Origin of the sequence: Robinsoniella sp. RHS (assembly GCF_001029355.1) — a bacterium.
Classification (GTDB): Bacteria; Bacillota; Clostridia; order Lachnospirales; family Lachnospiraceae; genus Robinsoniella; species Robinsoniella peoriensis.
The window spans coordinates 186,901-212,116 of the sequence record NZ_JNGB01000018.1 but is presented as its reverse complement, the minus strand read 5'-3'; the positions used below and the strand labels follow the sequence as shown (position 1 = coordinate 212,116).

Annotated in this window: 23 protein-coding genes; all 23 read right to left on the bottom strand. The window is 39.7% G+C overall.

All coding sequences use genetic code 11. The features are described 5' to 3' along the window. Positions 1 to 124: 124 nt before the first annotated feature. Positions 125 to 592 carry a hypothetical protein gene (locus tag RHS_RS10375; protein ID WP_047833123.1) on the bottom strand — a complete coding sequence of 156 codons (468 nt, stop codon included), beginning with the start codon at positions 590 to 592 and terminating at the stop codon, positions 125 to 127. A gap of 545 nt (positions 593 to 1,137) precedes the next feature. Beyond that, positions 1,138 to 2,103: a glycosyltransferase family 2 protein gene (locus RHS_RS10365; protein ID WP_047833121.1), complete on the bottom strand. Its 966-nt coding sequence runs from the start codon at positions 2,101 to 2,103 to the stop codon at positions 1,138 to 1,140. 92 nt (positions 2,104 to 2,195) lie between these two features. Continuing rightward, positions 2,196 to 3,506: a UDP-glucose/GDP-mannose dehydrogenase family protein gene (locus RHS_RS10360; protein WP_044296689.1), complete on the bottom strand. Its 1,311-nt coding sequence runs from the start codon at positions 3,504 to 3,506 to the stop codon at positions 2,196 to 2,198. Between the two features lie 414 nt (positions 3,507 to 3,920). Next, the gene (locus RHS_RS10355; RefSeq protein WP_044296690.1) at positions 3,921 to 5,519 is read right to left on the bottom strand and encodes an aldolase catalytic domain-containing protein; all 1,599 of its coding nucleotides are present in this window, start codon (positions 5,517 to 5,519) and stop codon (positions 3,921 to 3,923) included. 207 nt (positions 5,520 to 5,726) lie between these two features. Continuing rightward, a complete protein-coding gene (locus tag RHS_RS30750; RefSeq protein WP_027296786.1) occupies positions 5,727 to 7,484 on the bottom strand; it encodes a glycosyltransferase family 2 protein in 1,758 nt (585 codons plus the stop codon). Between the two features lie 180 nt (positions 7,485 to 7,664). Continuing rightward, a complete protein-coding gene (locus RHS_RS10345) occupies positions 7,665 to 8,315 on the bottom strand; it encodes an HAD hydrolase-like protein (protein WP_047833120.1) in 651 nt (216 codons plus the stop codon). Between the two features lie 8 nt (positions 8,316 to 8,323). Continuing rightward, positions 8,324 to 9,061 (bottom strand): 3-deoxy-manno-octulosonate cytidylyltransferase, encoded by a 738-nt coding sequence (locus RHS_RS10340; protein ID WP_027296784.1) that lies wholly within the window; start codon positions 9,059 to 9,061, stop codon positions 8,324 to 8,326. Then, the gene (locus RHS_RS10335; protein ID WP_027296783.1) at positions 9,058 to 9,969 is read right to left on the bottom strand and encodes a 6-hydroxymethylpterin diphosphokinase MptE-like protein; all 912 of its coding nucleotides are present in this window, start codon (positions 9,967 to 9,969) and stop codon (positions 9,058 to 9,060) included. Before RHS_RS10335 ends, RHS_RS10340 begins: the two co-directional genes overlap by 4 nt. Positions 9,970 to 10,040: 71 nt before the next feature. Next, positions 10,041 to 11,321, bottom strand: a complete 1,281-nt coding sequence (locus RHS_RS10330) for a CDP-glycerol glycerophosphotransferase family protein (RefSeq protein ID WP_395022004.1) — start codon at positions 11,319 to 11,321, stop codon at positions 10,041 to 10,043. Between the two features lie 13 nt (positions 11,322 to 11,334). Beyond that, the gene (locus RHS_RS10325) at positions 11,335 to 12,066 is read right to left on the bottom strand and encodes an ABC transporter ATP-binding protein (protein WP_027296781.1); all 732 of its coding nucleotides are present in this window, start codon (positions 12,064 to 12,066) and stop codon (positions 11,335 to 11,337) included. After that, complete coding sequence (locus RHS_RS10320; protein WP_027296780.1) at positions 12,067 to 12,858, bottom strand: ABC transporter permease; 792 nt, start codon at positions 12,856 to 12,858, stop codon at positions 12,067 to 12,069. 14 nt (positions 12,859 to 12,872) lie between these two features. Further along, entirely contained in the window at positions 12,873 to 13,262 is a 390-nt protein-coding gene (gene tagD, locus RHS_RS10315) for a glycerol-3-phosphate cytidylyltransferase (RefSeq protein ID WP_027296779.1), read from the bottom strand. Positions 13,263 to 13,525: 263 nt separating this feature from the next. Further along, positions 13,526 to 14,767, bottom strand: a complete 1,242-nt coding sequence (locus RHS_RS10310; RefSeq protein WP_395022001.1) for a CDP-glycerol glycerophosphotransferase family protein — start codon at positions 14,765 to 14,767, stop codon at positions 13,526 to 13,528. A gap of 65 nt (positions 14,768 to 14,832) precedes the next feature. Then, positions 14,833 to 16,020, bottom strand: coding sequence for a CDP-glycerol glycerophosphotransferase family protein (locus RHS_RS10305; RefSeq protein ID WP_047833119.1), 1,188 nt, complete (start codon positions 16,018 to 16,020; stop codon positions 14,833 to 14,835). Between the two features lie 8 nt (positions 16,021 to 16,028). After that, positions 16,029 to 16,901, bottom strand: a complete 873-nt coding sequence (locus tag RHS_RS10300) for a glycosyltransferase (RefSeq protein WP_395021997.1) — start codon at positions 16,899 to 16,901, stop codon at positions 16,029 to 16,031. Next, positions 16,847 to 18,238 (bottom strand): sugar transferase, encoded by a 1,392-nt coding sequence (locus RHS_RS10295; RefSeq protein WP_027296776.1) that lies wholly within the window; start codon positions 18,236 to 18,238, stop codon positions 16,847 to 16,849. Before RHS_RS10295 ends, RHS_RS10300 begins: the two co-directional genes overlap by 55 nt. Positions 18,239 to 18,352: 114 nt before the next feature. Further along, positions 18,353 to 19,162, bottom strand: a complete 810-nt coding sequence (locus tag RHS_RS10290; RefSeq protein ID WP_027296775.1) for a hypothetical protein — start codon at positions 19,160 to 19,162, stop codon at positions 18,353 to 18,355. A 12-nt stretch (positions 19,163 to 19,174) separates the two neighbouring features. Continuing rightward, positions 19,175 to 20,212 (bottom strand): DUF6077 domain-containing protein, encoded by a 1,038-nt coding sequence (locus tag RHS_RS10285; RefSeq protein WP_027296774.1) that lies wholly within the window; start codon positions 20,210 to 20,212, stop codon positions 19,175 to 19,177. A 56-nt stretch (positions 20,213 to 20,268) separates the two neighbouring features. Then, on the bottom strand, positions 20,269 to 21,123 hold the full coding sequence (gene rfbD / locus RHS_RS10280; RefSeq protein ID WP_027296773.1) for a dTDP-4-dehydrorhamnose reductase: 855 nt from the start codon (positions 21,121 to 21,123) through the stop codon (positions 20,269 to 20,271). Positions 21,124 to 21,206: 83 nt separating this feature from the next. After that, positions 21,207 to 23,204: a DUF2142 domain-containing protein gene (locus tag RHS_RS10275; protein ID WP_047833118.1), complete on the bottom strand. Its 1,998-nt coding sequence runs from the start codon at positions 23,202 to 23,204 to the stop codon at positions 21,207 to 21,209. After that, complete coding sequence (locus tag RHS_RS10270) at positions 23,197 to 23,577, bottom strand: DUF2304 family protein (RefSeq protein WP_047833117.1); 381 nt, start codon at positions 23,575 to 23,577, stop codon at positions 23,197 to 23,199. The genes RHS_RS10275 and RHS_RS10270 overlap by 8 nt, the downstream gene beginning before the upstream one ends. Positions 23,578 to 23,647: 70 nt before the next feature. Beyond that, positions 23,648 to 24,337 carry a glycosyltransferase family 2 protein gene (locus RHS_RS10265; protein WP_027296771.1) on the bottom strand — a complete coding sequence of 230 codons (690 nt, stop codon included), beginning with the start codon at positions 24,335 to 24,337 and terminating at the stop codon, positions 23,648 to 23,650. Between the two features lie 13 nt (positions 24,338 to 24,350). Beyond that, complete coding sequence (locus RHS_RS10260; protein WP_047833135.1) at positions 24,351 to 25,145, bottom strand: glycosyltransferase family A protein; 795 nt, start codon at positions 25,143 to 25,145, stop codon at positions 24,351 to 24,353. Positions 25,146 to 25,216: the final 71 nt, after the last annotated feature.

Here is a 25,216-nt window from a genome sequence, read left to right as displayed (position 1 = left end):
ATCGACAATAAAAGTAGACTTAAAAAAATAACATGCAATATTTCTTTTCCATCTATTCATAATAACAATATTATATAATCCCAATATTATAATGGGTGTTACTATAACCTGTAGAATCTGAACATTAAAAAATTCCGTCGCTTCCAGTGTCATTCATATAATAAAATGTTGAAATAAGAATCATCATTATCGTAATTATGGAAACATAAAAAATTATTAATGAGGACCTATTCTCTATATCTTTCCATTCTTTTTTATTAAAATATTTTATAATGTAACTTACACCAGGCATAAATATCAGTAATGTATTAAGGGATAATGCGTAAATTTTCCCCAATATACTTTGTACAAATACTAAGGCTCCATTATCCCAGGCTTTTATTATACTATTAAATAATGTATATAAGCTGCTATTAATAATGTTTCCACTATCTTGATAAATTCTGTTATTCCATAAAAACTCAATTATAACACCAATCGCTAGTAAAAAAAGAACTATTACCCCCAAAAAAATAGCCTGATATTCTGTAAAAATTTTTCTTTTTACTAATAGTAAAATAAAAGGAATCGTGGCAATAATTACAGCGATCATTAGTGCATGTATCCACACACCAAACGCAAGTAAAAAAAGCTATACAAACAATCTTCCATGACTCACTTTTTTTAAACAAACTTATAAATAGAGCTAATATCATCCAAAAAACAACCATAATTAACAAATATGGTAAAGCAAGAGATTTAATAATTACAAGTCCTGGGCATAAAGCCATGAATAAACTTATTATAGTTAATTTCATTTTATTAACTTGGGGTAGCATATTGTAAAATACATATAATGATAAAATATACGCAACACATAAAAAACATATATTTAATATAATGGATATTTTATATACAGCTCCTGCACTATGAAATAAAGTTATTATAGGAACTAGAAAAAGACTATATCCAAATGATAATAATGAATTCTGCTCCATATATGGAGACCAATCTATTCCTTTTGTTGTAAACGCCATTCCCCATACTTGGACTTCATCTTTCATATCCAATATTTGTGAATGTGAATTCAAAAAAATCAAGCTTGAAATAATAATTATTCCAAGCATTATTAACTGTACGGTCCTTAATTTAAAATCACTATTCTTTATCATCCTCTTCTTTAACTCCATCATAATCCAACTTTCTAACATGATACTGAATATCTTCTAATAACTTTCTATTTCCCGAAATTATATCAGCCTGCAAACCAACAATTCCAGTCATTACACCTAATATAATCATCATACTTGCTAATATAAGAGATTGGGTATGTCCATTTCCCTGTCCGATTATAAGAAAGTACAAAAACCTTACCCCCAACCCTATTCCAACAATCGATATCAAACTCCCAATCACCGAAAAGAAATACAACGGCCGATACATCATAAACGCCCGCACAATCGTCAGCATAGACTTCTTCACATACCCAAACATACTGCTAAACAATCTCGACGGTCTGAGTTCTCCATTCGTTCTAATTGGTACAGAAGTACAAGCCATCTTATTTCTCCCAGCCTGTACAATCGTTTCTAATGTATACGTATACTCATTAATAACGTTCATCCGCAGCGCAGCTTCCCTGCTATATGCACGAAATCCACTTGGTGCGTCCGGAATATCCGTCTTAGAAGCCTTACGAACAACCCAGCTTCCAAAATGCTGCAGTCTTTTCTTTAACGGCGAAAAATGTTCCGTATTATCAATCGGTCTTTCCCCAATAACAATATCTGATTCCCCATCCAATATCGGTCTTACCAGTTTTTCAATATCTTCCCCGCAATACTGATTATCAGCATCTGTATTAACAATTATGTCCGCACCATGTCTAAGACAGGCATCCAGGCCTGCCATAAAGCCTTTTGCAAGTCCTTTGTTTCTTTTGAAATTCACTACATAGTGAACCCCCCAGTTTTTTGCAACTTCTACCGTATTGTCCTTGCTTCCATCGTTTATAATTAAATATTCAATCTCATCGATGCCGTCAATCTGTTTCGGCAAGTCATTCAGTGCAATTTCTAAGGTTTGTGCTTCGTTATAACATGGAATCTGAATAATCAATTTCATAATTATTTATCAACCCTTCCTTTGTTCTCTTTTTTCTTTCAACCACCCAAAAAACGGATATCTGCAAAAACGGATATCCGTAATTTCTTGTCCTACATTAACTCACTATTCACTGTTTTACGGCCGATCGAATTATATACTATTTTTGTATCTGCAAACGCATCTAAGGAATAACAATTTCTTCCATCTAATACGATAGGTTTTCTCATGAGTTGTTCGTACTTCTTTATATCAAATTTCTTTACTTCATCCCACTCGGTAAAGATAAAGCAGATATCCGCATCTTTTAAAGTCTCTTCGATGCTTGAACAATAATCAACTTTCTTTGGATAGAGCTTTTTAAAATTCTCAGCTCCTACCGGATCCCAGGCTTTCACATGGGCACCGTCTTCCAGAAGGATAGGAACATTCACAAGTGAAGCTGCTTCCCTCAGATCATCGGTTCCAGGCTTAAAGGTAAGACCCAATACTGCCACATTAAGATCTGTGAAGTCTTCATAATATTTTTTTGCTTTTTTCACCAGTTTTAATTTCTGGTTTTCATTTACATCAATGGCCGCTCTGATTGTCTTTATTTCGTTGTCATTAAAACTTGCCAGCCAGCTTAAGGCTTTTGTATCTTTTGGGAAACAAGAACCTCCATAGCCGATTCCTGAGTTTAAGAACCGTTTTCCTATACGGGCATCATATCCCATTCCTTTTGTAACATCTTCAATATCTGCACCTACGATTTCGCAGAGGTTAGCGATCTCATTTACATATGAGATCTTCAATGCAAGGAAATCATTGGATGCATATTTTATCATCTCTGCACTTCTTCTGTCTGTAACAATAATCGGTGCATCGAATTTTTCATAAACATTCTTTAAAACTTCACCGGCTTTTTCATCTTCCACACCGATGACAATACGGGATGCATGAAGTGTATCCAAAACTGCGGTTCCCTGAGATAGAAATTCAGGATTAGACGCTATATCTACTTTGACATCATGTACCAAACGCTCCCGAAGATAGGATTCCACCTTGTCGTTGGTACCAATCGGAACAGTAGATTTTACTACAACTACACAATCCCGTTCTACGGATTGCGCGATCTGTTTTACTACTTTAAAGACATAAGCCAGATTTGCGGAACCATCCTGTTTTTCCGGAGTTCCCACACCAATAAAAATGGCCTCCGCATCCTTATATGCAGCGCCATAGTCCGTTGTAAACTGCAGATGATCCATGCTTTGCTGCATTAATTCATCCAGTCCAGGCTCATAGATAGGGGATATCCCCTTTTTCATTTTTTCAACTTTTTCTTCATCAATATCAACACAAGTTACATCGTGTCCTTTACTCGCCAGGCACACACCTGTGACAAGGCCGACATAACCGGTTCCTGCAACTGCAATTTTCATTTTATCTTCTCCGCATAATATTCACAATATAGTGTTTAAATTATATCATATGTTTTAAAATTTTACCACCCTATATAAGGTTATTTTTTACATATTTTTTGCTAATTTTGACATTCCGAGGCATTTTAGTTCATACTTTTATAATATTTGCTTCATATTTCACGCTAAAGACAGATCAAAAAAGTACTGTTTCTATTTAAATAGGACACGCTCTAAGGCCCATCTACCTGATTCTGAACATACCGTTCTCCGGGCATACCTCTTCTCATTGAAAGAGCTATCAGGTCAAATCACCGATAGCTCTTACCTGCATTTTATAACTTTTTCAAATTTCAAATAAAATATGTTGTATCAAAATATTCAAAATGCCATTTCGAAAAGAAACTTCTGCACGTTTTTTGTAAAATGATAATTCTATTTCTCATAGAATGTATCTGTTATAAATTCCACAGAGATATGATCATCCATCTTTTTCAGGCAGTCAATCACATACTGGTTCATACTATTTGACTTCTCTTTTTCAATCCTGTATTCCATGCTGGAATTGTAGTAATTATCTTCAATCGGTGAATAGCCATCAAAGCCGGCACATGCCACATGATCTACTTTTACTTTCATCAATGTTTTCAGGAGCATGATAAATGCATTATCAATAATCTCAGCATCTTCATCTACCAGTGAACTATAGTTTAAGGTGTAGTCAAAGCTCCCTTTTGTGTTCGTTACGTTTGATGTGGCAATTACCTTGGTATCACGGTTCTTATACTCTGTGATCACGCTGTTCAGCTGAACATACCTTCTTGAATTGCTTAGGAATACGTAATCAACCATAAGGGCTCCCGGTATATAATTTGTAGAGATGACAACCGGATGATTTGCTTCAATATAAGCTTTGATTTTTTCTTCCTGAGCCTGGACATTTTTACCTGGTCCAACTAACAGAATTTTCTTTCCTGCAAACTGTTCTTCCAGTTTTACCAGATCATCCAGATCATTACATTCTGAATTCTGATACTGATTATACAGATGTTCGATATGCTTCTGATCGTATAATAATTTCTTTTCAAATTCAATGCTGTCCAGTATTTCATTTAAGGACTTCAGGGATAATGTATGCTTGTCCATTAAATATTTTACATAACTTGGATGGCAGTTATTGGATGCCGACAGATAGAAGAAAAGATTATACCCCCATGGACTCTTTTCATAAATATTCATGATGTTGATATCGATTGCTTCTAACATCTGGCTGATATCATAGTTTTTTCCACAATTGGTGTTCAAATACATTGACAGCAATTCCATCGGCGCATTACCAGCACTTTTGCCCATTCCATAAAGAGTTGCATCCACTACTACCATACGGTCTGTGTGAGCTTTCAAAACTTCCATACAGTTGGAATACGCCAGCTGGAAGTTGTTATGGGAATGATATCCTACACCAATTTCCGGAATGAGGTTATGGTCTAATAATTCAAAATAGTGCATCAGATGTTCCTGATGAAGTAATCCATAGGTATCTACAATGGATACTGCGTAAGGTTTTAACTCATTTACGAGATCGATAAGATCCAGCATTTCTCTGTCTGAGTAACTTGTAATCGAAACTGCCTGGGTAAATACCTGATAGCCCAATTCTTTTACCTGACGGCAGAACGCAATTGCTTCATGCATCAGATGTTTTTTAAAGATTACCCGGATACCATCCAGATAACTGTCCTTGCAGGGAGACAGATTTTCTATTCCGCAGGTTCCGAAATCGATCATTCCAACAACCATTGCCTGTCTTCTGTCAAGCCCGCCATAGATTTTTTCTACGCAGTCCGTGTTCGGCATGATGGTACGGTCGATATCAAACTCGTGTCTTTCATCCAGGAATCCGACTTCGATCATGTCTACATTTGTGCTGACCAGTCTTTCAAATAAACTCACAATGTTGTCATGTCCAAATCTCCAGTCATTAACATAACCACCGTCACGTAAAGTACAATCTAATAATTTTATATTATTCATTTTATTCTCCTGTTCTTAAAATATATTGACTCTTCAATATATTGTTTTACAAAAACTGATATAGGTTACTGTAATACAGAACCTATTATACAGGTAAATTAGTATTTTGTGAAGTATTTTCCTATTTATGGTCAGCATTCAGACTTTTGATATATTATATTCTGTGCTTTATTCTTTTGCAATGCTGCAAATTTCTACTGATCTATTCTATCTGCTTCCCAAAATCTTCAGACACACGCGCATAATCAATCTTCCAAATCCATTCTTTTTCAACGCATTGCCTACACGGTATTCATCTGTATTCTTTATCTCTTTTAATTCAGCTGTACATTTCTTATATTTTTTCTTAAGCTCATCACACTGCTTTTTTGTTTCTCCATATTTAAACTTCCAATTCTTAATCTGAGTACCCTGCCACGGCACCGGATAATTTGCAATTCCGGCAAGGATTGATTTTGGAATTGTAAATAATTCTTTCGGATTCATGTCAAACTGCGTACATTGACTCAGATCTAATATGGTTCCTTTGACCGGCGTCATTGTTGCCAGTGGTGATAATAATACAAATGGATGTTTTGAATAAGTGGTTCTTCCATTCATCTCTACAGCATACTTCCCTTTAAGCACACTCTCTATCTGTCTTTCCGGATCTGCCTCTGTCTGGGTTTTACAATTGACCAACCCGTTAATTATCTCTTTTATAACAGGGTTGCCCTTTGCTGCGCCAAATACCTTATCTGTAAAATGTTCTTCATCAAAAAAGCTAAAGAATGCCGGATAACAGCGCATACAATCAAATGGTCCATTTATTTTCATGTTGGAGCCAAGATAAAATCCGCCTTCTGCATAAATTTTCTTTAACGCAAAATATCCGACTACCAATTTAAAATTCTTTTGAAGAAATGCCTGCTCTATCATCTGGTTTTCATGCACATCGCAGTTTTGCGGACTTAACACCACTGCCTCCCCCTCTTCACGAAAGGCCTGCTGTGCTGCTTCTGACGCCTGTTCGGATGTGATTTCCTGTGAAAATCCATCCAGATAAATTCTCTTAGGCATTGCCTGCTCTGTTAAGCTCAGATAATAGGTGATTTCCTTATACTTCTCCGGCTTAGCCAGATAGCATGGATTCTTTTCAATCAAAGATGTAAGTGACTTGAAATACGAAAAGAACTCATCCCCAAAATACCACATTGCTTTCGATTTATCAATGGTCTTTTCTGCCATATTCATTACGATTTCATTACGATATTTTGCATCAATATTCTCAATTGCCATTTTTGCAGCTTTTACAAAATCTAAAATTTTCTTTTCTTTTGTGCGGTGTACTGTGGAGTCTTCCCGATCCATCCAGTAATAAACCGGAGCCGGCTCATATCCGACTTTTACAGCCGCTGCGATCAAGATTGGAATATAGGCTACATCCTGGTAAATCATGTCTGCTGTTCCGCCCGTTTTTTCCCAGAGTTCTTTTTTTACCAGAAGGCTCCATAATGTAAATGGTGTAATATCCAGAAGCATACTTTCTTTGGTAACCGGTCCCGGCAGCAATCCCAACAGATATTTTCCGTTACCCCTTACCCGGTAGGAAGCGCCATAGATCAAATCACAATTTTCTTTTTGGGCACGTGCATACATGCGCTCTAAGGAATTCTCGATCATGTAGTCATCTGCATCACAGAACGCAAGATATGTACCTTTTGCTTCTTTAATTGCCAGGTTTCTTGCAATTCCCTGCCCATGGTTTTCCGTATGCAGAACCTGCATGATCTCCGGATATTTCTTTTTGTATTCATCCAGAATCACACCTGAACTATCTGTCGATCCATCATCGATGGCCACTACCTCTATTTCTTTCATGGTCTGGTTTACAGCAGAATCCAGACATCTTCTCAAATATTTTTCCACATTATATACCGGTATAATTACCGAAATCAGTACTTTTTTATCCATTCTTTTATCCATCCTCTTATCTCCCTGACTCATTTATATTTTTCTGTTCCGGAGCCTGTTTGAAAATCGCTTAATTCCATTCATTCATTCCGCAAACCGCAGCAGATTGTTGCTAATACTTTCCAAACTGGTTCTAACACAAAACCCCGCGAACAGACATCCTTTCGAAAAAGCATGTCTGTCTGCGAGGTTCTATACCCCAAAAAATTCCCTGATGTCCCCAACTGTATCAGCAGAAAACACATACGGATACTCTTTAACATCATCTTCAGTTCTAAATCCAAAACCAAAAGTGACCGCCATAAAATCAACCCCGGCTTCAAAAGCTCCCACTGCATCAGAAGTCGTATCCCCGATCAGGATTCCTTCTTTTGAAAATGCAAGCCCCATGAGGGATTCACAGCGTTGAAGTACATCTTTTTTTGTCATTTTGCTGGCAAAATCTGATCCGCAAATTATGTCACAGTGTTTGCTTATTTGAAAATGTTCTAGTATTTCGATTGCATAGTCTTCTCTTTTCAAGGTAGCAACCCCGATTTTGTAACCATTTAAATGCAGGGCATTCAGCAAATCATAGATACCCTCATAGGCTTCAGCCAAAAACAGATCATGGTTTTTATACCGATCCCGGAAAATTTCCGTTGCCTGATCGGCTTCTTCTTCTGATAATCCATACTGCTTCATCAATGATTTTTTAATTGGCGGGCCAATAAAAGTGCGCTTTACTTCTTCAGCGAGAGGCTGATAACCCATCTTTTCGATCGTATAGTCCACACTTTTCAGTACGCCTGCTGAAGTGTCCAGCAGGGTGCCGTCCAGGTCAAATATTACAGCTTTATACATAAAAACTCCTATCCTACAATTCCTTCAGCAACCATTAGGTCCTTTACCATTTCCAGATCCTTAGGTGTATCTACAGACACTGTTCTGCAGTCTACATCCACAAATTTCACTTTTTTATGATGTTCGATGTAGCGGATCAGGTCGCACTCCTCTACCTTCTCCAGCAAGCTCTGTGGAGTGGTGACGAAGAAATCCAATGCTTCTTTTGTAAATGCGCAGATTCCAACGAATTTCTTATAATCGAACTCCAGACTCCCCTTTGGATAGGGAAGCGGGCTTCTGGATGTATAAAGGCCGTCGCCTGCTTCGTTTGCAATCATTTTAATATTTGTAAAATCAATAACTTCCGGTCCTGTCTTAATCGTGGTCATTGCATTTGCCACAAAGAATTCCGGTGTGTTTTTCGCTGTTTCCACTACTTTCTCAATTGCCTGGGCTTCGATTAACGGCTCGTCTCCGCCGATAAACACGTAGATATCTGCAGGAATCTTATCGGATACTTCGTGCGTCCGCTCTGTAGGATTGGTGTGCTTTTCACTTGTCATTAGCACCTTGAATCCATATCCCGTGCAGACATCGTAAATTTCCTGATTATCCGTTGCTACATACACTTCATCAAAGTTTCTTACCTTGCTTACCTGCTGATATACCCACCAGATCATTGGTTTGCCATGAAGATCCGCCAATGGTTTTCCCGGAAATCTGCTTGATTTGTATCTTGATGGTATTACTCCTACTACTTTCATGCGTTCACGCCTCCTAGTATGTCACTCAGGTTTACTCTTTCAAATGACTCCAGAGCGCCTCCTCTGGTTGCATTGTAAATCTTGACATCTCTCTCATTTGCAAAATCATTTAATTTATTATAAGCAAAAATCGCTTTCTGCCTGTAATATTCAGATACCTCTTCTTTTGTCAGATCCTGAGCTTTTAATCGGTTCTCAATCCGTTTTACGTCCATCTGTTTCATATCATCACTCAGATAATCTTTGATAAAATGGCTGTCTTTTGCTAAGCTGGATGTACAGTCCACACCAATCAGATAGATTTCTTTAAATCCCATGTAAATGGCAAGCTCTATCATAAATGACATAACCGTAGCACCCGACGGAACATAATATGACAGAAAATTGTTACTGATCTTATAGGGTTCTTTTGCCACATTGTAGACATAGGTGCTGTCCTTCGGCCTTTTTTTCATATAGTGATAAGCAGTAAGATTTACAAAGAAAGGTGCCTCTACATTGTCTGCAATCTCCTCTGACAGATTTTTTGCAAACATCACATCAATAAGGCAATGGTAAGTGGGCCTCCACTCTGTCTGGTCAAATATTTTATAAACCATATTGCAGCCAATCGTTGTCTCATCTTTAATCAGGTCCAGATCGCTGCTTGTTAAGCTCGGACCATTTCCCACCAGAAAGCACCGTTCACCCTGATGCTTATCCTTATAAGACTTTAATCGTTTACTGTTTGCCAACAGACAGATACCTCTGCCGCGAAATACACCGGATAATCGAAAGTAACCTTCTTTTGTTTTCTTAAAAACCAGTTTTATCAGCTTCTTAATACGTCGAAAACCTTTTTTTATGAATCGAATTATCTTTTTCACGCGCCAGCCAATGCCGACTTTCAGTTTTTCTGCGAATCCCATTATTACACCTCTGACTTCTATAATTTCGTAAATGATATCTTCCATGCATTTCGGATCTGTAAAAATTTATTTTACTTCGCCGGAATACAGATATCCAAAACTTTCTTACTGGTATCAGGTCCATCCAGATAATTAAATTTCTGATTGAATGACTGATATTTTTCATCTACCGTAAAGTTAGCAAACAGATTCGTGATGGCATCCGCAAGCTTGCTTTCTTCCTGAATAATTGGTCCTGGAAGTTCTTCCAGCTCCAGATAGAAGCCGCGGATCTGGTTCATATATTCATCCAGATCATACATATAGAACAATACCGGTCTTTTCAAATTTGCAAAATCAAAAAATGCACTGGAATAATCGGTTATCAGCATATCGCTGACAACATACAGTTCATTGATATCATTATGTTCCGATACGTCCACGATTCTTTCCGGATAGCGGTATTCACCCGTGAATTTATTCAGGTGATGGGTACGGAATAAAATTACGTATTCATCTCCCAGTTTCTCCGCCAGGGCATCCAGATCCACATGCTGCTGATAGAGATATCCCTGTCCTTCCACATACTGATTATCTCTCCAGGTTGGAACGTATAAGATCGCCTTTTTATCCTTCCCGATATGGAGCTGTTCTTTTAAACGCTCCACATCCTGACTGGTGTGTGTGAAAAGAAAATCATTTCTGGGATATCCGGTTTCCAGGAGAATCCCTTCTTTACCGAACCGGGAAATTCCAAAAGAAGTATCAAATTTTTCACTTGCAAACTTAGAAGGAGACAGGAAATAATCCAGCTTCTTCACATGCTGTTTGTATTTATGATAGTTTTCCTTTAGGGAACGTTTTTTATCACTGTCAAATTCAATATCCAGTCCAAGCCTTTTTAAAGGGGTACCATGCCATGTCTGTATGACTACCTGGTCCCTCTTCGGATAAAGATAGTTGGTCACAGATGCATTGCATACCCAGTATTTCGCTTTCGCATGATATTCATAATACTTTTTGGAACGCACTTTTGTAATAAAAGTATTTTTGTTTTCTTTTAAAAACTCAAAATTCTTTGTATTCTTAAACACCCATACAAATTGAAAATCTTTATAAGCTTCATCTGCCAGCATCGCCTCATACAATGCCCTTGGGCTGTCACCATACTGTGAGCCGAAAAAGCCCGTAAAGATAACCATATGGCTGTCTGTTGGTGTCTTAATACCATACCAGGTACATTTCAGTCTACGCATCAAATACACATATTTCCGGTAGAATTTTAATACTGCAGGATGATTGCTGCTGCATTTTTTCAGAGTTCTTTTTATTTTACCATGCAGTCTCCCTGCTAAACTTTTGTTCTTTGACATGCCTAATGCCTCCTTACTGCATAAATTCTTCATATACCGGCAAAACTTCTTCTGCAGTTCCAAGCATCTTAACTTCCCCGTCATGGAGCCACAGGATCCGGTCACACAGTGATCTGAGGGTATCGTTATTATGGGATACAATGACTACGGTACGATCCTTTTCACTGATCAGTTCTTTCATCTTGCGGTAACTCTTCTTTTTGAATTTTGCATCACCAACACTTAATACTTCGTCAATGAGCATTATGTCGGTCTTTAAAATAGCGGTAATGGAAAATGCCAGCTTGGAATACATACCGCTGGAATAGGTCTTCACCGGCATGTTAATAAATTTACCAAGTCCTGCAAATTCTATAATCTCTGGCATCTGTCTGCGAACCTCTTCTTCCGTAAATCCAAGGAGCATACCGGAAAGCATAATATTTTCCTTACCGGACAGGCTTTTCTGAAAACCAACTCCAATGGACAGGAGTGATACGGTATGTCCAAAGAGGTCAATGGTTCCGGAATCCGGTGAGAAAATTCCCGCAATCGCCCGGAGCATTGTGGATTTTCCACTGCCGTTCTTCCCAACAATACCGAGAATTTCTCCTTCCCGCACCTGAAAAGAAACATTTTTTACCGCCTCATGGACTTCCGTCTTTGTCTTCTTTAATTTAAAAAAGTTCTTTTTGATGGAATATGCATTTAAGCATTTATAAGAAATATTCAGGTCTTCCACCTTAATCGCATTTTCAACACTCATCTATATCACCTTCACGTAACTGTTCTCATATTTGTAAATCACCCGCACACCTATGCACGACAGAACAAAACCGATCACCAGCCACATTAACATAAATTTATGGTGAGGGAACTGGGAATACAGCATTGTGCGTCTCAGAGAATACATTATAAATGCAGCAGGGTTAAAATTAAGCAGGAGATTCTTAATAGGTGCCGGTATCTGATTCATAGAATCTATTGCATAAAATACTCCTGACATATAAAAGATCAATTTCAAAAATACCGTCAAAATATTCTGCAGGTCTTCGATAAATACACCAAAATGGCATACGATTGCACTTATACCAAAGGTAAACAGACAAAGAATCAGGATCAGCGGTATGAAATATAAGATCTTAAAACTAAATGGTACTCTCCAGATAACCATCATGATAATTACCAGTCCAAAAGAAACCATCATTTTAAATCCGTTTACCAGCATATTTTTTAAAATCAGCATATATTTTGGTACATACACTTTAGAAACAACCGCACTATTGCTTTTTACAACCCTTACACTGCTGATGACCACCTTATTGAAGAAATTCCAGACAGAAAGGCCGATAAATACATAGATTGGGAAAAAATCTATTTTTTTATTGCTGAACACTATCTGAGCAATAAAAGTATATACCATCATAAAAAGCAGCGGATCTAATATCCACCACAGCCAGTTTAAATAAGAACTGGCAACTTCCGATTTCAGCTCAGATCTGGCAGCATACATGGTATATTGATAAAATTTTTTAATATCATTAATAAATCGTTTCATGAATTTTCCGGCTCCTATTTCTTTAAATCCTGTTTTATCTGGGTTGTGGAAATCTCAGGCGTTCTGGGCAGATATACCACATCACAGTATTCTTTCAGGAAATCAAACTTTCCTTCCCAGTCATCCCCCATTACAAAGGTATCCACTTTGAATTCTTTCACATCACTGATCTTCTGGTCCCAGGAATTTTCAGGGATCACAAGATCCACGTAGCGGATCGACTCCAGCAGACGTTTTCTTTCACTATATGGAAAATAACATTTTTTCTGTTTTTCATCCCAGTTAAATTCATCCGTAGACAATGCTACGATCAGGTAGTCTCCAAGCGCCTTGGCTCTCTGAAGCAGATTAACATGTCCATAATGGAGTAAATCATATGTTCCATAGGTAATAATTTTTTTCATCTTTATGCCCATTGCATACCGCAGGTTTTCTGCGATACTGCCACAAATAAAACAAGTTGAAAGAATTACAGCGTGGCTTCCTTTCCATTTCTTATTTTTTCTTTCAACGTTTCACCTCATCTAAATGTACGTTCCGTAATAAACATTCCAGATATTATATCATACAACATTTCCAGGTGCAACTCCCGGCGCAGTTTCACAGATGTTTCAAATTTCATGACACGTCTGCCTCACTGCCTGAACATATCACGCATCATCCCCTCTTAGGATCTGATACAGGTTTCCAGCACGGCACGGCTTGCATTTTCTCCGTAGTGCGGATTGTAAATTTCATTGAATTGTCTGTACTTTTCATCATACCGGAACTCGTCCATAGCTTCCCGGATAGCACCGGGCAATTCCTCTTCTGTCTTTATAATTTTCCCTGGCAGGGTGTCCACATCTATATAAAAGTCCCGCATCTCGTTTTTATACTGTTCAAAATCATACATGTAGTAAATGATTGGCCTCTTCAGGTTAGCGTAATCAAAGAATACACTGGAATAATCCGTCATCAGCAAATCACTGACAATATACAGATCATTAATATCTCCATACTCTGAAACGTCGATGACAAATCCTTCAAACTGCTTTAGATCAATGACATTTTTAATGAAGTAATGGGTCCGGAACAAGATGACACATTCTTCTTTAAATTTTTCCTGCAGAACTGCAAAATCCAGTCCAAGGCTATAGGTACATCCAATGCCCACCTCCTGCATGCTGTCACGCCAGGTAGGTGCATACAGAATCACCTTTTTCCCTTGTGGGATATGAAGTTTACGCTTGATTGCTTCTGCCTGGTCTTCTGTATACTGATACAGAAAATCATTTCTGGGATACCCTTTTTCCACAAAAATATCCGCTTTTCCTAGCGCTTTCAGATTAAATGCGGATGTAATCTTTTCTGTATAGAACGGTGACGGAGATATAATATAATCATATTTCATAGCATCGTATTCATACTCTCTGTTCAGTTCCCGTTCTTCCTGGGCACCGCCTTTATGCACTTTCACATCAAACCCTAATCGCTTCAGCGGCGTACCGTGCCAGCACTGAATATAGACCTGATCCTTCTTTTTCTGTATTTCATCCAGCATCCTGCTGTTTGTCACCCAGTATTTTGCCTGTGCCGCATAACGGAAATACTTTTTACTTCTATGCCGGATCACTATGGTATCTTTTCTATCCGCTAAATCCCGGTGGCACTCAGGATCTTCAAAGGCCCATACTTTCTTATATTCGTCATACCTGCTGTCCCGGATCATCTCTTCATAGACCGCCTTTGGACTGCAGCTGTAACTCTTACCCTTATAGGCCTCAAATAAAATTAATTTTTCCTGGGTAGCATAACGCCTTTCATACTCCAGCTTGTTACGCGTCCTCCGGTAAAAACTGCGCAGCCTTACACAACCTTCCCGCACAGCGGGATTGGCGCTTAGCATTTTCAGTATTTCTCTTTTCATGGGTACCTCTTTTTCTTTCATTTCAAACACGTTCCAGCCCCTTTAGAGACTGCTTTAAATTGCTCCTATTTGCTAATGCCCGCAAATTCCAGCAGCCTTCTGCAGTTCCCTCCGCCTTTGTAATGATTTACCTTATCATTAATTTCAAGACGTTTTTCCTTATAAGCATCCTCACCTGCAATACAATCTTCTAAAAATCCATAGAAACCTTTCTGGCTTTCAATAATCTCTCCAGGCATGTAATCCAGGGGATTGTCCACTACAAAACCTCTGTGGCTTCCATATTCTTTCATGTCTTCTATGATAAAAGCTTCCGGTTTATCCAGAAGTAAATAATCAAAATATACAGATGAATAATCGGTAATCAAGGCATCGGTATCTTTCAGCAGTCGATACAAACGGACTCTTTTCTGATCCAGATAAGCATTTGTCAGTATCTTAATATTGCTCATATCCTTAATCGCCAGCGCCTCCAGATTCTGTGCCGGATGGAGTTTGATCAGCAGCAGGCTGTTATGCTCCTTCATAAAAGCATTTAGTTTTGTAAAGCTCTCTGCCGTATGAAACAAGGGAATGCCTGCATTTTTTACATAGTCCTCACTAGAATCCATAATCAGCTTATCCCGTGAAATACGATAGGTCGGCATCCAGGCAAATACCTTTTGATAATCTCCCTTTACAATTGAAAGCTTATGAAATTCATCTTTTTTTGAAAACAAATCATCATTCCGAGGATGTCCGGCAATGATTACCTGATTCAGTTTGCAGTTAAAAGCTTCCGCCATAATCGGACGGAACATTTCACTTGGCGCTGTTAAATAGGTAAAAAAATCATAGTGGTAATCTCCCAGCTTGTCCTCCAGCATATGATTGATCTTTTTTAAAGGGGTTCCATGCCAGTAGTCAATCGACACCTGATCTTTTGTGGGCATGATTGCCAGAATTTCCCCATGGTAAAAAATAAATCCCGACGTCATAATTTCCTTTAAACTTCCCGCCAGATTTACAAACCGGACATTTTTTCTCACCAGTTTCTGATAGTCCCGGGGTCTGCCAACTGCACAGACAATCTCATATTTTTCATAAAATTTATACTTCATCAGATAGCAGAACAGTGTTTCGCTGTTATCATAAAGTTCTCCTTTACAGAAGATCAGGATTTTTCTCTTATTTTTAGGAATCACCTTATTTACTGCCGATAATACTGATCCTCCGGCAAAATATATTTTCCGTTTTGCTTTTCCTTTAACCATAAACGCTCCTACTTTGTCTTTCTTAAAATTACTTCATAGAATTTCTTCCGGAAGCCATTGGGTAAAATGCAGATCAGAACCTGTCCGCCTGCCGAAATCAGAAAATCCATCCAGGTAGAAATACCGTTCTTCTTTAAATACCACCTGAACTTCACTGCCAGTTTTGCATAAGCCATACCGCCCCGTCTTGCAAACATGCTCTCTCCTGTTCGCACATAAACAAGCGGCTCTTGTATATTATATCCAACAGCACCGTTTTTCAACATTCTGGCCCAGAGATAATAGTCCTCAAAATAAGGGAAGTCCTGATAACCACCGGCCTTTATCACCGCGCTTTTACGATACATCACCGTTACGTGGTTAAATGGATTTCTCCTGCCTGCACACTTTAAAATGGCCTCATTGGTCTTCGGCGTTACCCTTTTCCCGGAGATTTCATGCATATCACTTGCAAATTCCTCGATAATCCCACCTGTAATGTCCACCTGTTTTTTATTAAATATATAGAGCTGCTTCTCACAACGGTCATTCCGGCTGATATCATCGCTGTCCATGCGGGCAATCAACTCATTTCTGCAATGCTTTATTCCGGTCTGCAGCGCCGGCCCCAGTCCGCCGCATTCCTTTAAACGTACAACAAGGAACACCTCCGGATATTGCTCCTGGAAATGTTCCACCACTTCGTCTAATGCTTCTGTTAAAGGTCCGTCACAGACCAGTACAAACTGGTCCGGAAGCACTGTCTGATCCATCATACTGGAAATTGCCGCTTTTAAAAATGCGGGTTCTTCCTTTTTATATACAGACATTAATACAGAATATTTATTTATTTGTTCTCTTTTTTTGCTTCTTCCTCTTTTGTCGCCGCTGTCACCTGCCATGCCTCTACTCCTTCCGTATTTTCTTTCTGAAAGAGAATTTTAACTGTCATCAGCATAAGCTTCCAGTCCAAAAGATAGGTATAATTTTCAATATACGCTAAATCCAGTTTGAGCTTATCGTAAGGAGTGGTATTATACTTACCATACACCTGTGCATATCCGGTGAGTCCGGCCTTCACCTTTAAGCGGTAATCGAACTCCGGAATCTTTTCTTTGTATTCCTTTGTAATCTGCGGACGCTCCGGTCTTGGACCCACCAGAGACATATCCCCTTTCAAAATATTGAATAACTGAGGCAGCTCATCAAAATGAATGTTACGGAGCACCCTTCCAACCGGTGTTACCCTGCTGTCCTGCTTCATCGCAAGGCGTGCTCCCTCTTTCTCAGAATCTACTCTCATGCTTCGAAACTTCAGTACATAAAATGTCCTGCCGCGCTCGGTCAGTCGTTCCTGACGGTAAAACACAGGACCTCTGTCATAGCATTTGATTAAAAGCGCAATGATCAGCATAAACGGAGATGCAATTACAACTCCAAGACCGGAAATAATAATATCGGTCAGACGTTTTGCCGTCTTCTGTTCAATCGTAAGGCCTCTGTTGCGAAACAGCAGAAGCGGTGTATCAAACAGATGTATGCTGTCGGAACTCATAATCATTACATCCGATATTTTTGGAATACAGTAACACCGGATATCTTTTTCAAAACAGTATTTTAACAGCAGATTTCTTTCATGGGAAGGCATATCTCCCAGAATTACTGCCTTATAGCAATCAATTTTACTTTTCAGCTTATCCATGCCATCTCCCAGATGAATAGACTCGCAAATATCATATTTATCTTCCCTGGAGGAAATCTTGCGGATCAGATCCTTTGGATTTTTCTCTCCGTATATCAGCAGCATCTTCCTTGGGGGATATATATGCACGTAAATCCAGCGCATCATAAGCACCCACAAAACGACGATTACTAAATCAATTGCCGTAATATAGAACATCGGCAGCACATGCGCTCCAAAAGTCCAGCGGCCAATCAATGCCATCTGCAGGTAAGTTATTCCGTTCACACATAATACGGATGCAATCTGGGAATAGAGCACATCAAGTACCCTTAAATAACCTACTTTGAATCCTCCGTACAATTTGTAGAAGAAAAACAGCATCAGTGCATACATTCCCACAACTACCCAGTTACCTCTTACAAACGTTGTACGGATAACCCCTCTGGAGTCATAATAGGAAAACCAGACATATGCATATATTGCTGTCTGTACTGCCAGAATAAGCGCAGAAGCAAAAAACATGATGACTCTTTTATATTGTTCTCTTCTCTCCACTAATATTTACCCCTCTTTATTTTTCAATGGTTCATCATAATTATACATCAATACTTGCCAGACTCTATATTACAACAAATTTTACAAAAATACAACAAAAAAGACGTGGCAATCTCAGGCATTATTGGAACTGGCTGTCTCTTCTTTGGGTGTTAACGGTGCAGTATCCTTATAGATTATATAACCATTGGTCTGTCCAATTGCCTTAAACTTCCTTAATTCTATTTTCTTTTTTGAGTCCGCCGTGTCATAATATACCAGATAATTGCACCCGGCCTTTCTCGCCTGCCTGATGATGACCCTGAAATCCGGATTTTCCGATATCATCTGTTCATGTATTTTCCTGTCTCTCTTGCTAAATCTTCCTTTTCTTCCGTATGCCAGTCCAATGCCTGCATCATACTGGCGTATATAACCAGCCAGATCATCGGGAACCACAGCCTTTACCGTCTCACCTTCACCACGGTTCTGTGTAATGATTTCACAGATAGCGTTTGCTGCCGAAGGCAGTTTCTGCAGATTTTCCGTCTTATGAAGAACTGTCCCTGAGACGTAGACAAAATTTCCGGTTACGGCAAGAACACCCATCAGCGCCACAAGCATAACCCCTCTTTTTAATTTTGTATTCTGTGAATACCAGGCTCTTACTGCCACATAGGATAAAACAAGGGGTATGGGCAGCAGCCAGAACATCCGCCAGTAAACATCTCTTCCCACACAGTAATCCATAATAATTTTAGCTGTCAGAGGAAAGAAATAGATGCATCCAAAAGTTACCGCATATCCCACAAATAATTTTTTATTTTCTTTTTCTGCTTTACTACAGGCAATGTAGATAATTGCCGCAAGAAATAATCCCACATGCATGCCGTCAGCCACATACATCCTGTAACGTTCTAATGTCAATCCAAATATCTCCAGCATGTATACAGCCTCCTAACGTATCAAAAGATACATTCCCGCACAAATCAGGCAGGGAATGCAGCATATTACTGCTTTTATAAATTTTCCTAAGTCTCTGCCGCCAATCCCATACAGAATTGCAAAAATGCCAACCATAACCGGCGCCAGCATGATTCCCATGGATGAAACCAGACAGCAGGAAAGCAGAAGGCAAAACAATAATGACCATTCACGCAGGCTGCCGTTTTCTTTCAGCAGACGGATACACATGTAGAAAAGTGCCGGAAGCAGAATCGCTGCCAATACCGCTTTCCCCTGCCAGATACGCACCAGCATAAACGTCCCCTGGGTGTACACGGAATAATAGGAAAACACGTGTATTACGGAAAGGAAGCACAGGAACAGCCCACTTGCCTTGCGGTCCCCCGCAAACAGTTTTTCACCTAAGAGGGAATATACCATATAAGCCAATGGCACGAAAAACACCGGCATAATCGTATGTGCAACAATTGCCGGATGCATCTGCACGCTTTCACTGATAAATGCCAGGAAGATTGGAAATGGAGAAAGAACATAGCGGGAAGGCAGACTTTTTAGCAGGTCTCCCGTATAAGCATCAAAACGAAACATTCCATTTGTATGCACTGTGGTTGTAGCCGTTGCCACATAAAAGGCATCATCCAGATCGTCCAGCCTGAAAATCAGGTACGCCGCTACCTGCACTGCAATCAAAATCAGCGCCAGATAGACAGACCAGGGGGTTTCTTTCATGCCTTTCCACTGGAATACCACCATTTCTTTCGTTCTTCTTACATTTAAAATAATGGAAATTACTGCAAGCAGCAGCATACTTCCGCCATAGATATACATCAGTACATGAAAACTGACTTCTGCGAAAATAAGGGGAAGCGCCAGCACTTCAAACACGGCAAACATGGTAATATAACCATACAGCGCCGCCATTTTTAAACTATTTTTTTCTTTATCTTCCACCCGGGTAAACAGCATACCGATACACACCGGTATTACTGCAAACCACAGGAGGATGAGTAAGGCTTTTACCAGATACACGTCCTACCACCTTTTCTTACGGTCAGCGCAGTAATTGCGCAGACCTGATATATAAGTTACAGTGTTTTCATATATGCAGCCAGGGCATCTTCCCAGGGCGCAAAGCTGTAATCTGTAGTCAGCTTCAGCATATAGTTTTCCAGTACAGAATAAGCCGGACGTACGGCCGGGGTTGGATATTCTGCAGTAGTAATACTATCCACCTTTGTATCTTTACCTGCCAGGCGGAATATTTCCTTTGCAAAATCTGCCCAGCTGCACATACCCTCGCAGGTACCGTGAAAAATCCCATAATTAGATGTCGGAATGAGATATTTAATTGCTTTTGCCAGTTCAACCGCACTGGTAGGTGTACCATACTGGTCTCCCACAACCCTTACCGTGTCGTTTGTCTCCGCCAGACGAAGCATGGTTTTCACAAAATTCTTTCCTTCTCCATAGAGCCATGCGGTACGTATTATAAAGAAGTCTTTGGCAAACTGCTGTACAAACTGTTCTCCCGCCAGCTTCGTTGCCCCATACATCCCCTGTGGGTTTGGCGCATCAAATTCCATATATGGTTTTGTTCCATTTCCTTCAAATACATAATCGGTAGAGACATGTACCATTTTAGCACCTGTTTTCGCCGCTGCAATACTTAAGTTTCTGGGGCCGATGGCATTAATGCGATATGCCGCATCCTGCTGGGATTCACATAGGTCCACGGCAGTATGTGCCGCACAGTTAATGATTACATCCGGTTTTACTTCCTCAATGACAGACATTACCTTATCAATATTAGTAATATCCAACTCCATTACATCGGGCTGAAATACATCTGTATTGATAATTTCTACATCCGCATCGTCTGCATACTGCTGATTAATTGCTCTTCCTAATTGTCCGTTACATCCTGTTACTAAAATTTTCATGTTTTTATTCTCCTTTTATTTTTTCGTAATTTTTAACTATATAAATTATCGGTACTGTTTAGCATTCTATCTGCTGGTAAAAATTATCTTGTTATGACTTTCTGGAAGATTTCCCAGACTACCATAAACTGTATCAGCCCAACGCTCATGATCAGATTCATGTTAATGCTCTTTTTCAGGGTTATATTTCTGCTTCGCAGAAGGAGTACCACAAGCGGGAGCACCGGAAGGAAATACCTTCCCTGAGTTCCTTCAATTACTTTAGAACCAAATGGCGTCCATGTCAATAAGAACACCATCATCAGTGCACCAATAACCCCGGCACTGATCAGTGCCATGATCCACTTATCCTTTTTTTCCAGATAAAACGGTTCTTTTTCTTTTACAAACACAGAAAGTATCAATATAATTGCCAGTGCAAAAATCAGAACATCTGAAACTTTTATATCCAGCCAGCCCAGTTGCCCGCCCATCATTGTTTCAAAATAAAAATCCGCATATTTCCGAAATGATTCGTAATACATCTGGATAATCGTGAATGGCTGGGATAACAGCCCACTTAAAGTGTACCCGGAACTTTCAACATAAGACAGGGTATTTTCCTGTCTGCTCAGATATTCTGCCATTGTAACAAGTCGAACGACAGCCAATGACAGCACCCCTCCCGCACAGACGCTTAATCTTCCCAGAATACAGCCGATTCTGGTAGCCGATTTCTTAACCGGGATCAAAAGTACCAACAGGCATAAAAGCACGTAGACAATCTTGCAGGGTGCCATTAGCACAGCCAGAATAATTAGTAATATCCAGTCTGCCCGGTCAACATTATCCTTTTCATATGCCAGATAAAGGCAATGTGCGGTAAACCATGCGCATATTCCTATAATAAAGGAATCATAAGAGAAAGATCCGCCTAATTCCAGGGAAATCGGAAGCAGTAAAACCGTCAGCATCAGTACTTTTGCAAATGGCATCCGCTTTACTGCAAAATATCCGCACAACAGGTAAAATGCCAGCGCAAACAGTCTTCCCAGCATTAATAAACCTACATTTCCTATATTCAGCAGCCGGGCAAGAGAAATGCCTATAATCTGAGGTGTATATACAAATGCAGGTACTCCTGACAATGGCCCACCCGGAAAAGCAGACAGTCCCTTTGCTCCTGCAGTATCAAGAAGATGATCTGCAACCAGTCCGTAAGTTTCCGTATCCGGACGCTTCTCCAGGACTCCCATTAACAGATCGTCCTCTCTTGCAATAGTATTCCCTTCATCATTCACCGCTTCTTTTCCCATTAAACTATTAGAAAACGCATAGGCAGTATAGATATGTGCCTGTTCATCCGGCGTTGAATAAGGCGGAAGAACAAAGATATAGAGTACGCCCAGGCAGATACCCATTAACAGAAACAGCCTGTGAGCCTCCCACTTCATGCCATATCCCAAAAACCAGAGCAATACCAGCATTGCAAAAAGTACAACTGTGATACCCACAAAATAAATTTTCAAATAGGACTGGTCACCATACGTAAAGGTTATATGCAGGCTTCCTTCTTTTTTCTGTCTTCCTACAATTAATTTCTGTCCTTTTATAGATTTGTCAGACTGGTAAACCGTAACTGCATTCCCTGCAGTCCCATCTTCCGAAGCAATCGTTAATATAAACTCCTCTTTCTCTTTTACTTCAATGGTATTTTTCAGAACAAATTCCACCGGGGTATTATCCTTAAGATCTTCCGTGGAGACATCCCAGTTTCCCACTAATATACCTGACTTTATATTCTTCAGCTGAATATTCAAGTGAGCATCATTTTTCCTGTCATAAGTAGCAAAAGTCAGCCTGATTCCGGAAAAACTGACGTTTTCCATTCGGAAACTCTGTTCAATCTTGGTATCTTTAGTGATCTCACCAACTACTGCTTTGTTGCCTCCAATTTTAAAAATCTCTCTGGGCCGGTTCAGACTGGGGCTGACGTATTCCCGGTACATCACGACAGTATGAAATATAAGCATCAGGAAAACCGCAAAAATCAGCACCGGAAAGAATATATTCTGCTTCTTTCTATATTTCTCCCTATTCATCTGCCTGCTCCTTTATCTTCATTTCTTTCATCTGCATCTCCTGCATCGTCCGCTCAAGCAGCGCCTGATGCTGGGCAAGAGCTTTTACACGTTTTGAAAGTCTGGAAACCGCAAGGCTCAATGAGAAAATAATAACCAGTGAAAAACAAAAGCCCATAAAAAATATCATATTGACCGGCAGGGATACGCCCAGCAGGTTCGTAAGCCGGTCAGTCAAAACCGGAAAACAGGTTAATACCGTTACACCAATTGCCAGTAAAGTCCACGGCAAAGCATATCTTAAGCTAATCGTTCTTTTTTTTACCATACATGCCAGCACAATCAGTGCTGCAGCAACAGTAATCATAATGATAATCTGCGATCTGATACTCATATTCACACCTCTCTGCCTGCATGGGAATCACAGCAGGACGCATTTACATAAAAGCAATTTTCTTTCAACCTCAGCCTCTCCATGCGGCCATAAAAATAGCCAGAGTTACCTTTATCATATAATACACCGACTTCAAGGGCGATATGGAAGATACCCCCTCCTCCCGCTGTTTCATGACAACCGGTACCTCACCGATTTTTCTGCCTGCTTTAATAATTGCTACCGCACTTTCAGGCTCTGGATAATCCTTGGGATATTCCCTTGTAAATACTTCTATTACATCACGGCTCATCATACGCATTCCTGACGTAGGATCTGTAATCCTCACCTTGGTCAGTGCATAAATCAGCCAGGAAAAATATCGAATTCCCATTCTTCGGATTCCGGAAGACTGAAATCCCTGTTTTTCTATAAATCTTGACCCAATCACCATATCAATCTGATTACAGATGAGACTTTGCTCCATCTCTTTTAAGAATCGGGCATCATGCTGTCCATCTCCATCCATCTGCACCGCCAAATCATATCCTCTGCTGGCAGCATAGAGAAGACCGGTCTGCACCGCCCCTCCAATCCCAAGATTAACCGGCAGATGAATCACGGAAAAATCATGTTCTTCACAAATATCCTTTGTATTATCAGTTGAACAGTCATTGATAATGACATAGTCATAATCCGGTGCCTGTTCCTGAATACTCCGGACCGTTGAATAAATACTGGCGCCTTCGTTATAGGCTGGTATAATAATCAGTTTCTTCATAGGTGCTCCCCAACTACATATTATTTGATTCCTCACTTCTCCCGTAAACAGAAGCTAAAAGCTTTGCAACCGGCAATGGCCAGAATTTACGGAACATGGCGATATCCTCGTCCCGCCTGCCCGTATCTTCAATAATTCTGGTAGTCGCAGATTCTTCATGTATCCGGTGATACACCAGACGCTTCTTACAGTAAAGAAAAGCCCCTTCCTCCCTGGAAATCTTCTCCCATGCCTGCCAGTCTTCATTACTTCGAAAACCCGGCTGAAACACAGGTGCTTTTACATTTTCTTTTGCAAATCCCACAGACGGACAGCAAATCGGTGAACCCAGGGAAAGAATTCTCCTTCGGATAAACCTGCTGTTCTTTGCCGCCTTTATTTCCATTGGAATCAGCATCAGCCTTTTCACTTTTAATAATGTGTTTGAAACAACGATTTTCCCTTTTCTGATTTCCCCGTAATCAGTAAAAAAAATCAATGGCCGTTTTGCCGAATCCATCATCCTGCATAGTTCTTCTGTATATTTTTCATGATAGATATCATCCTGATGGGCGATCGTAACATACCTGGTGTCAGCCTTTTCATATGCAAAATTCCAGTCCTGGATGATTCCCTTTTCTCCTCTGTTTATAAACAGTGATATCTCATTTTCCCTGCTGATACGCTCTATATAGGTGCTGGGTGTTGAAGTCACCATAATGATTCTGCCGGGATGTGACTGCTTTTTCAGTGAGCGAATACATGCCGCAAGATAGGGGCTGTCCCCATAGGCACATATTGCAAATGTGTGTTCATAATTATCTTTCATATTTATACCCATTACATATTACAGACGAATCTGCAATACTGCTATTTCTTTTTTCTTTCAGCCTGGCAGTC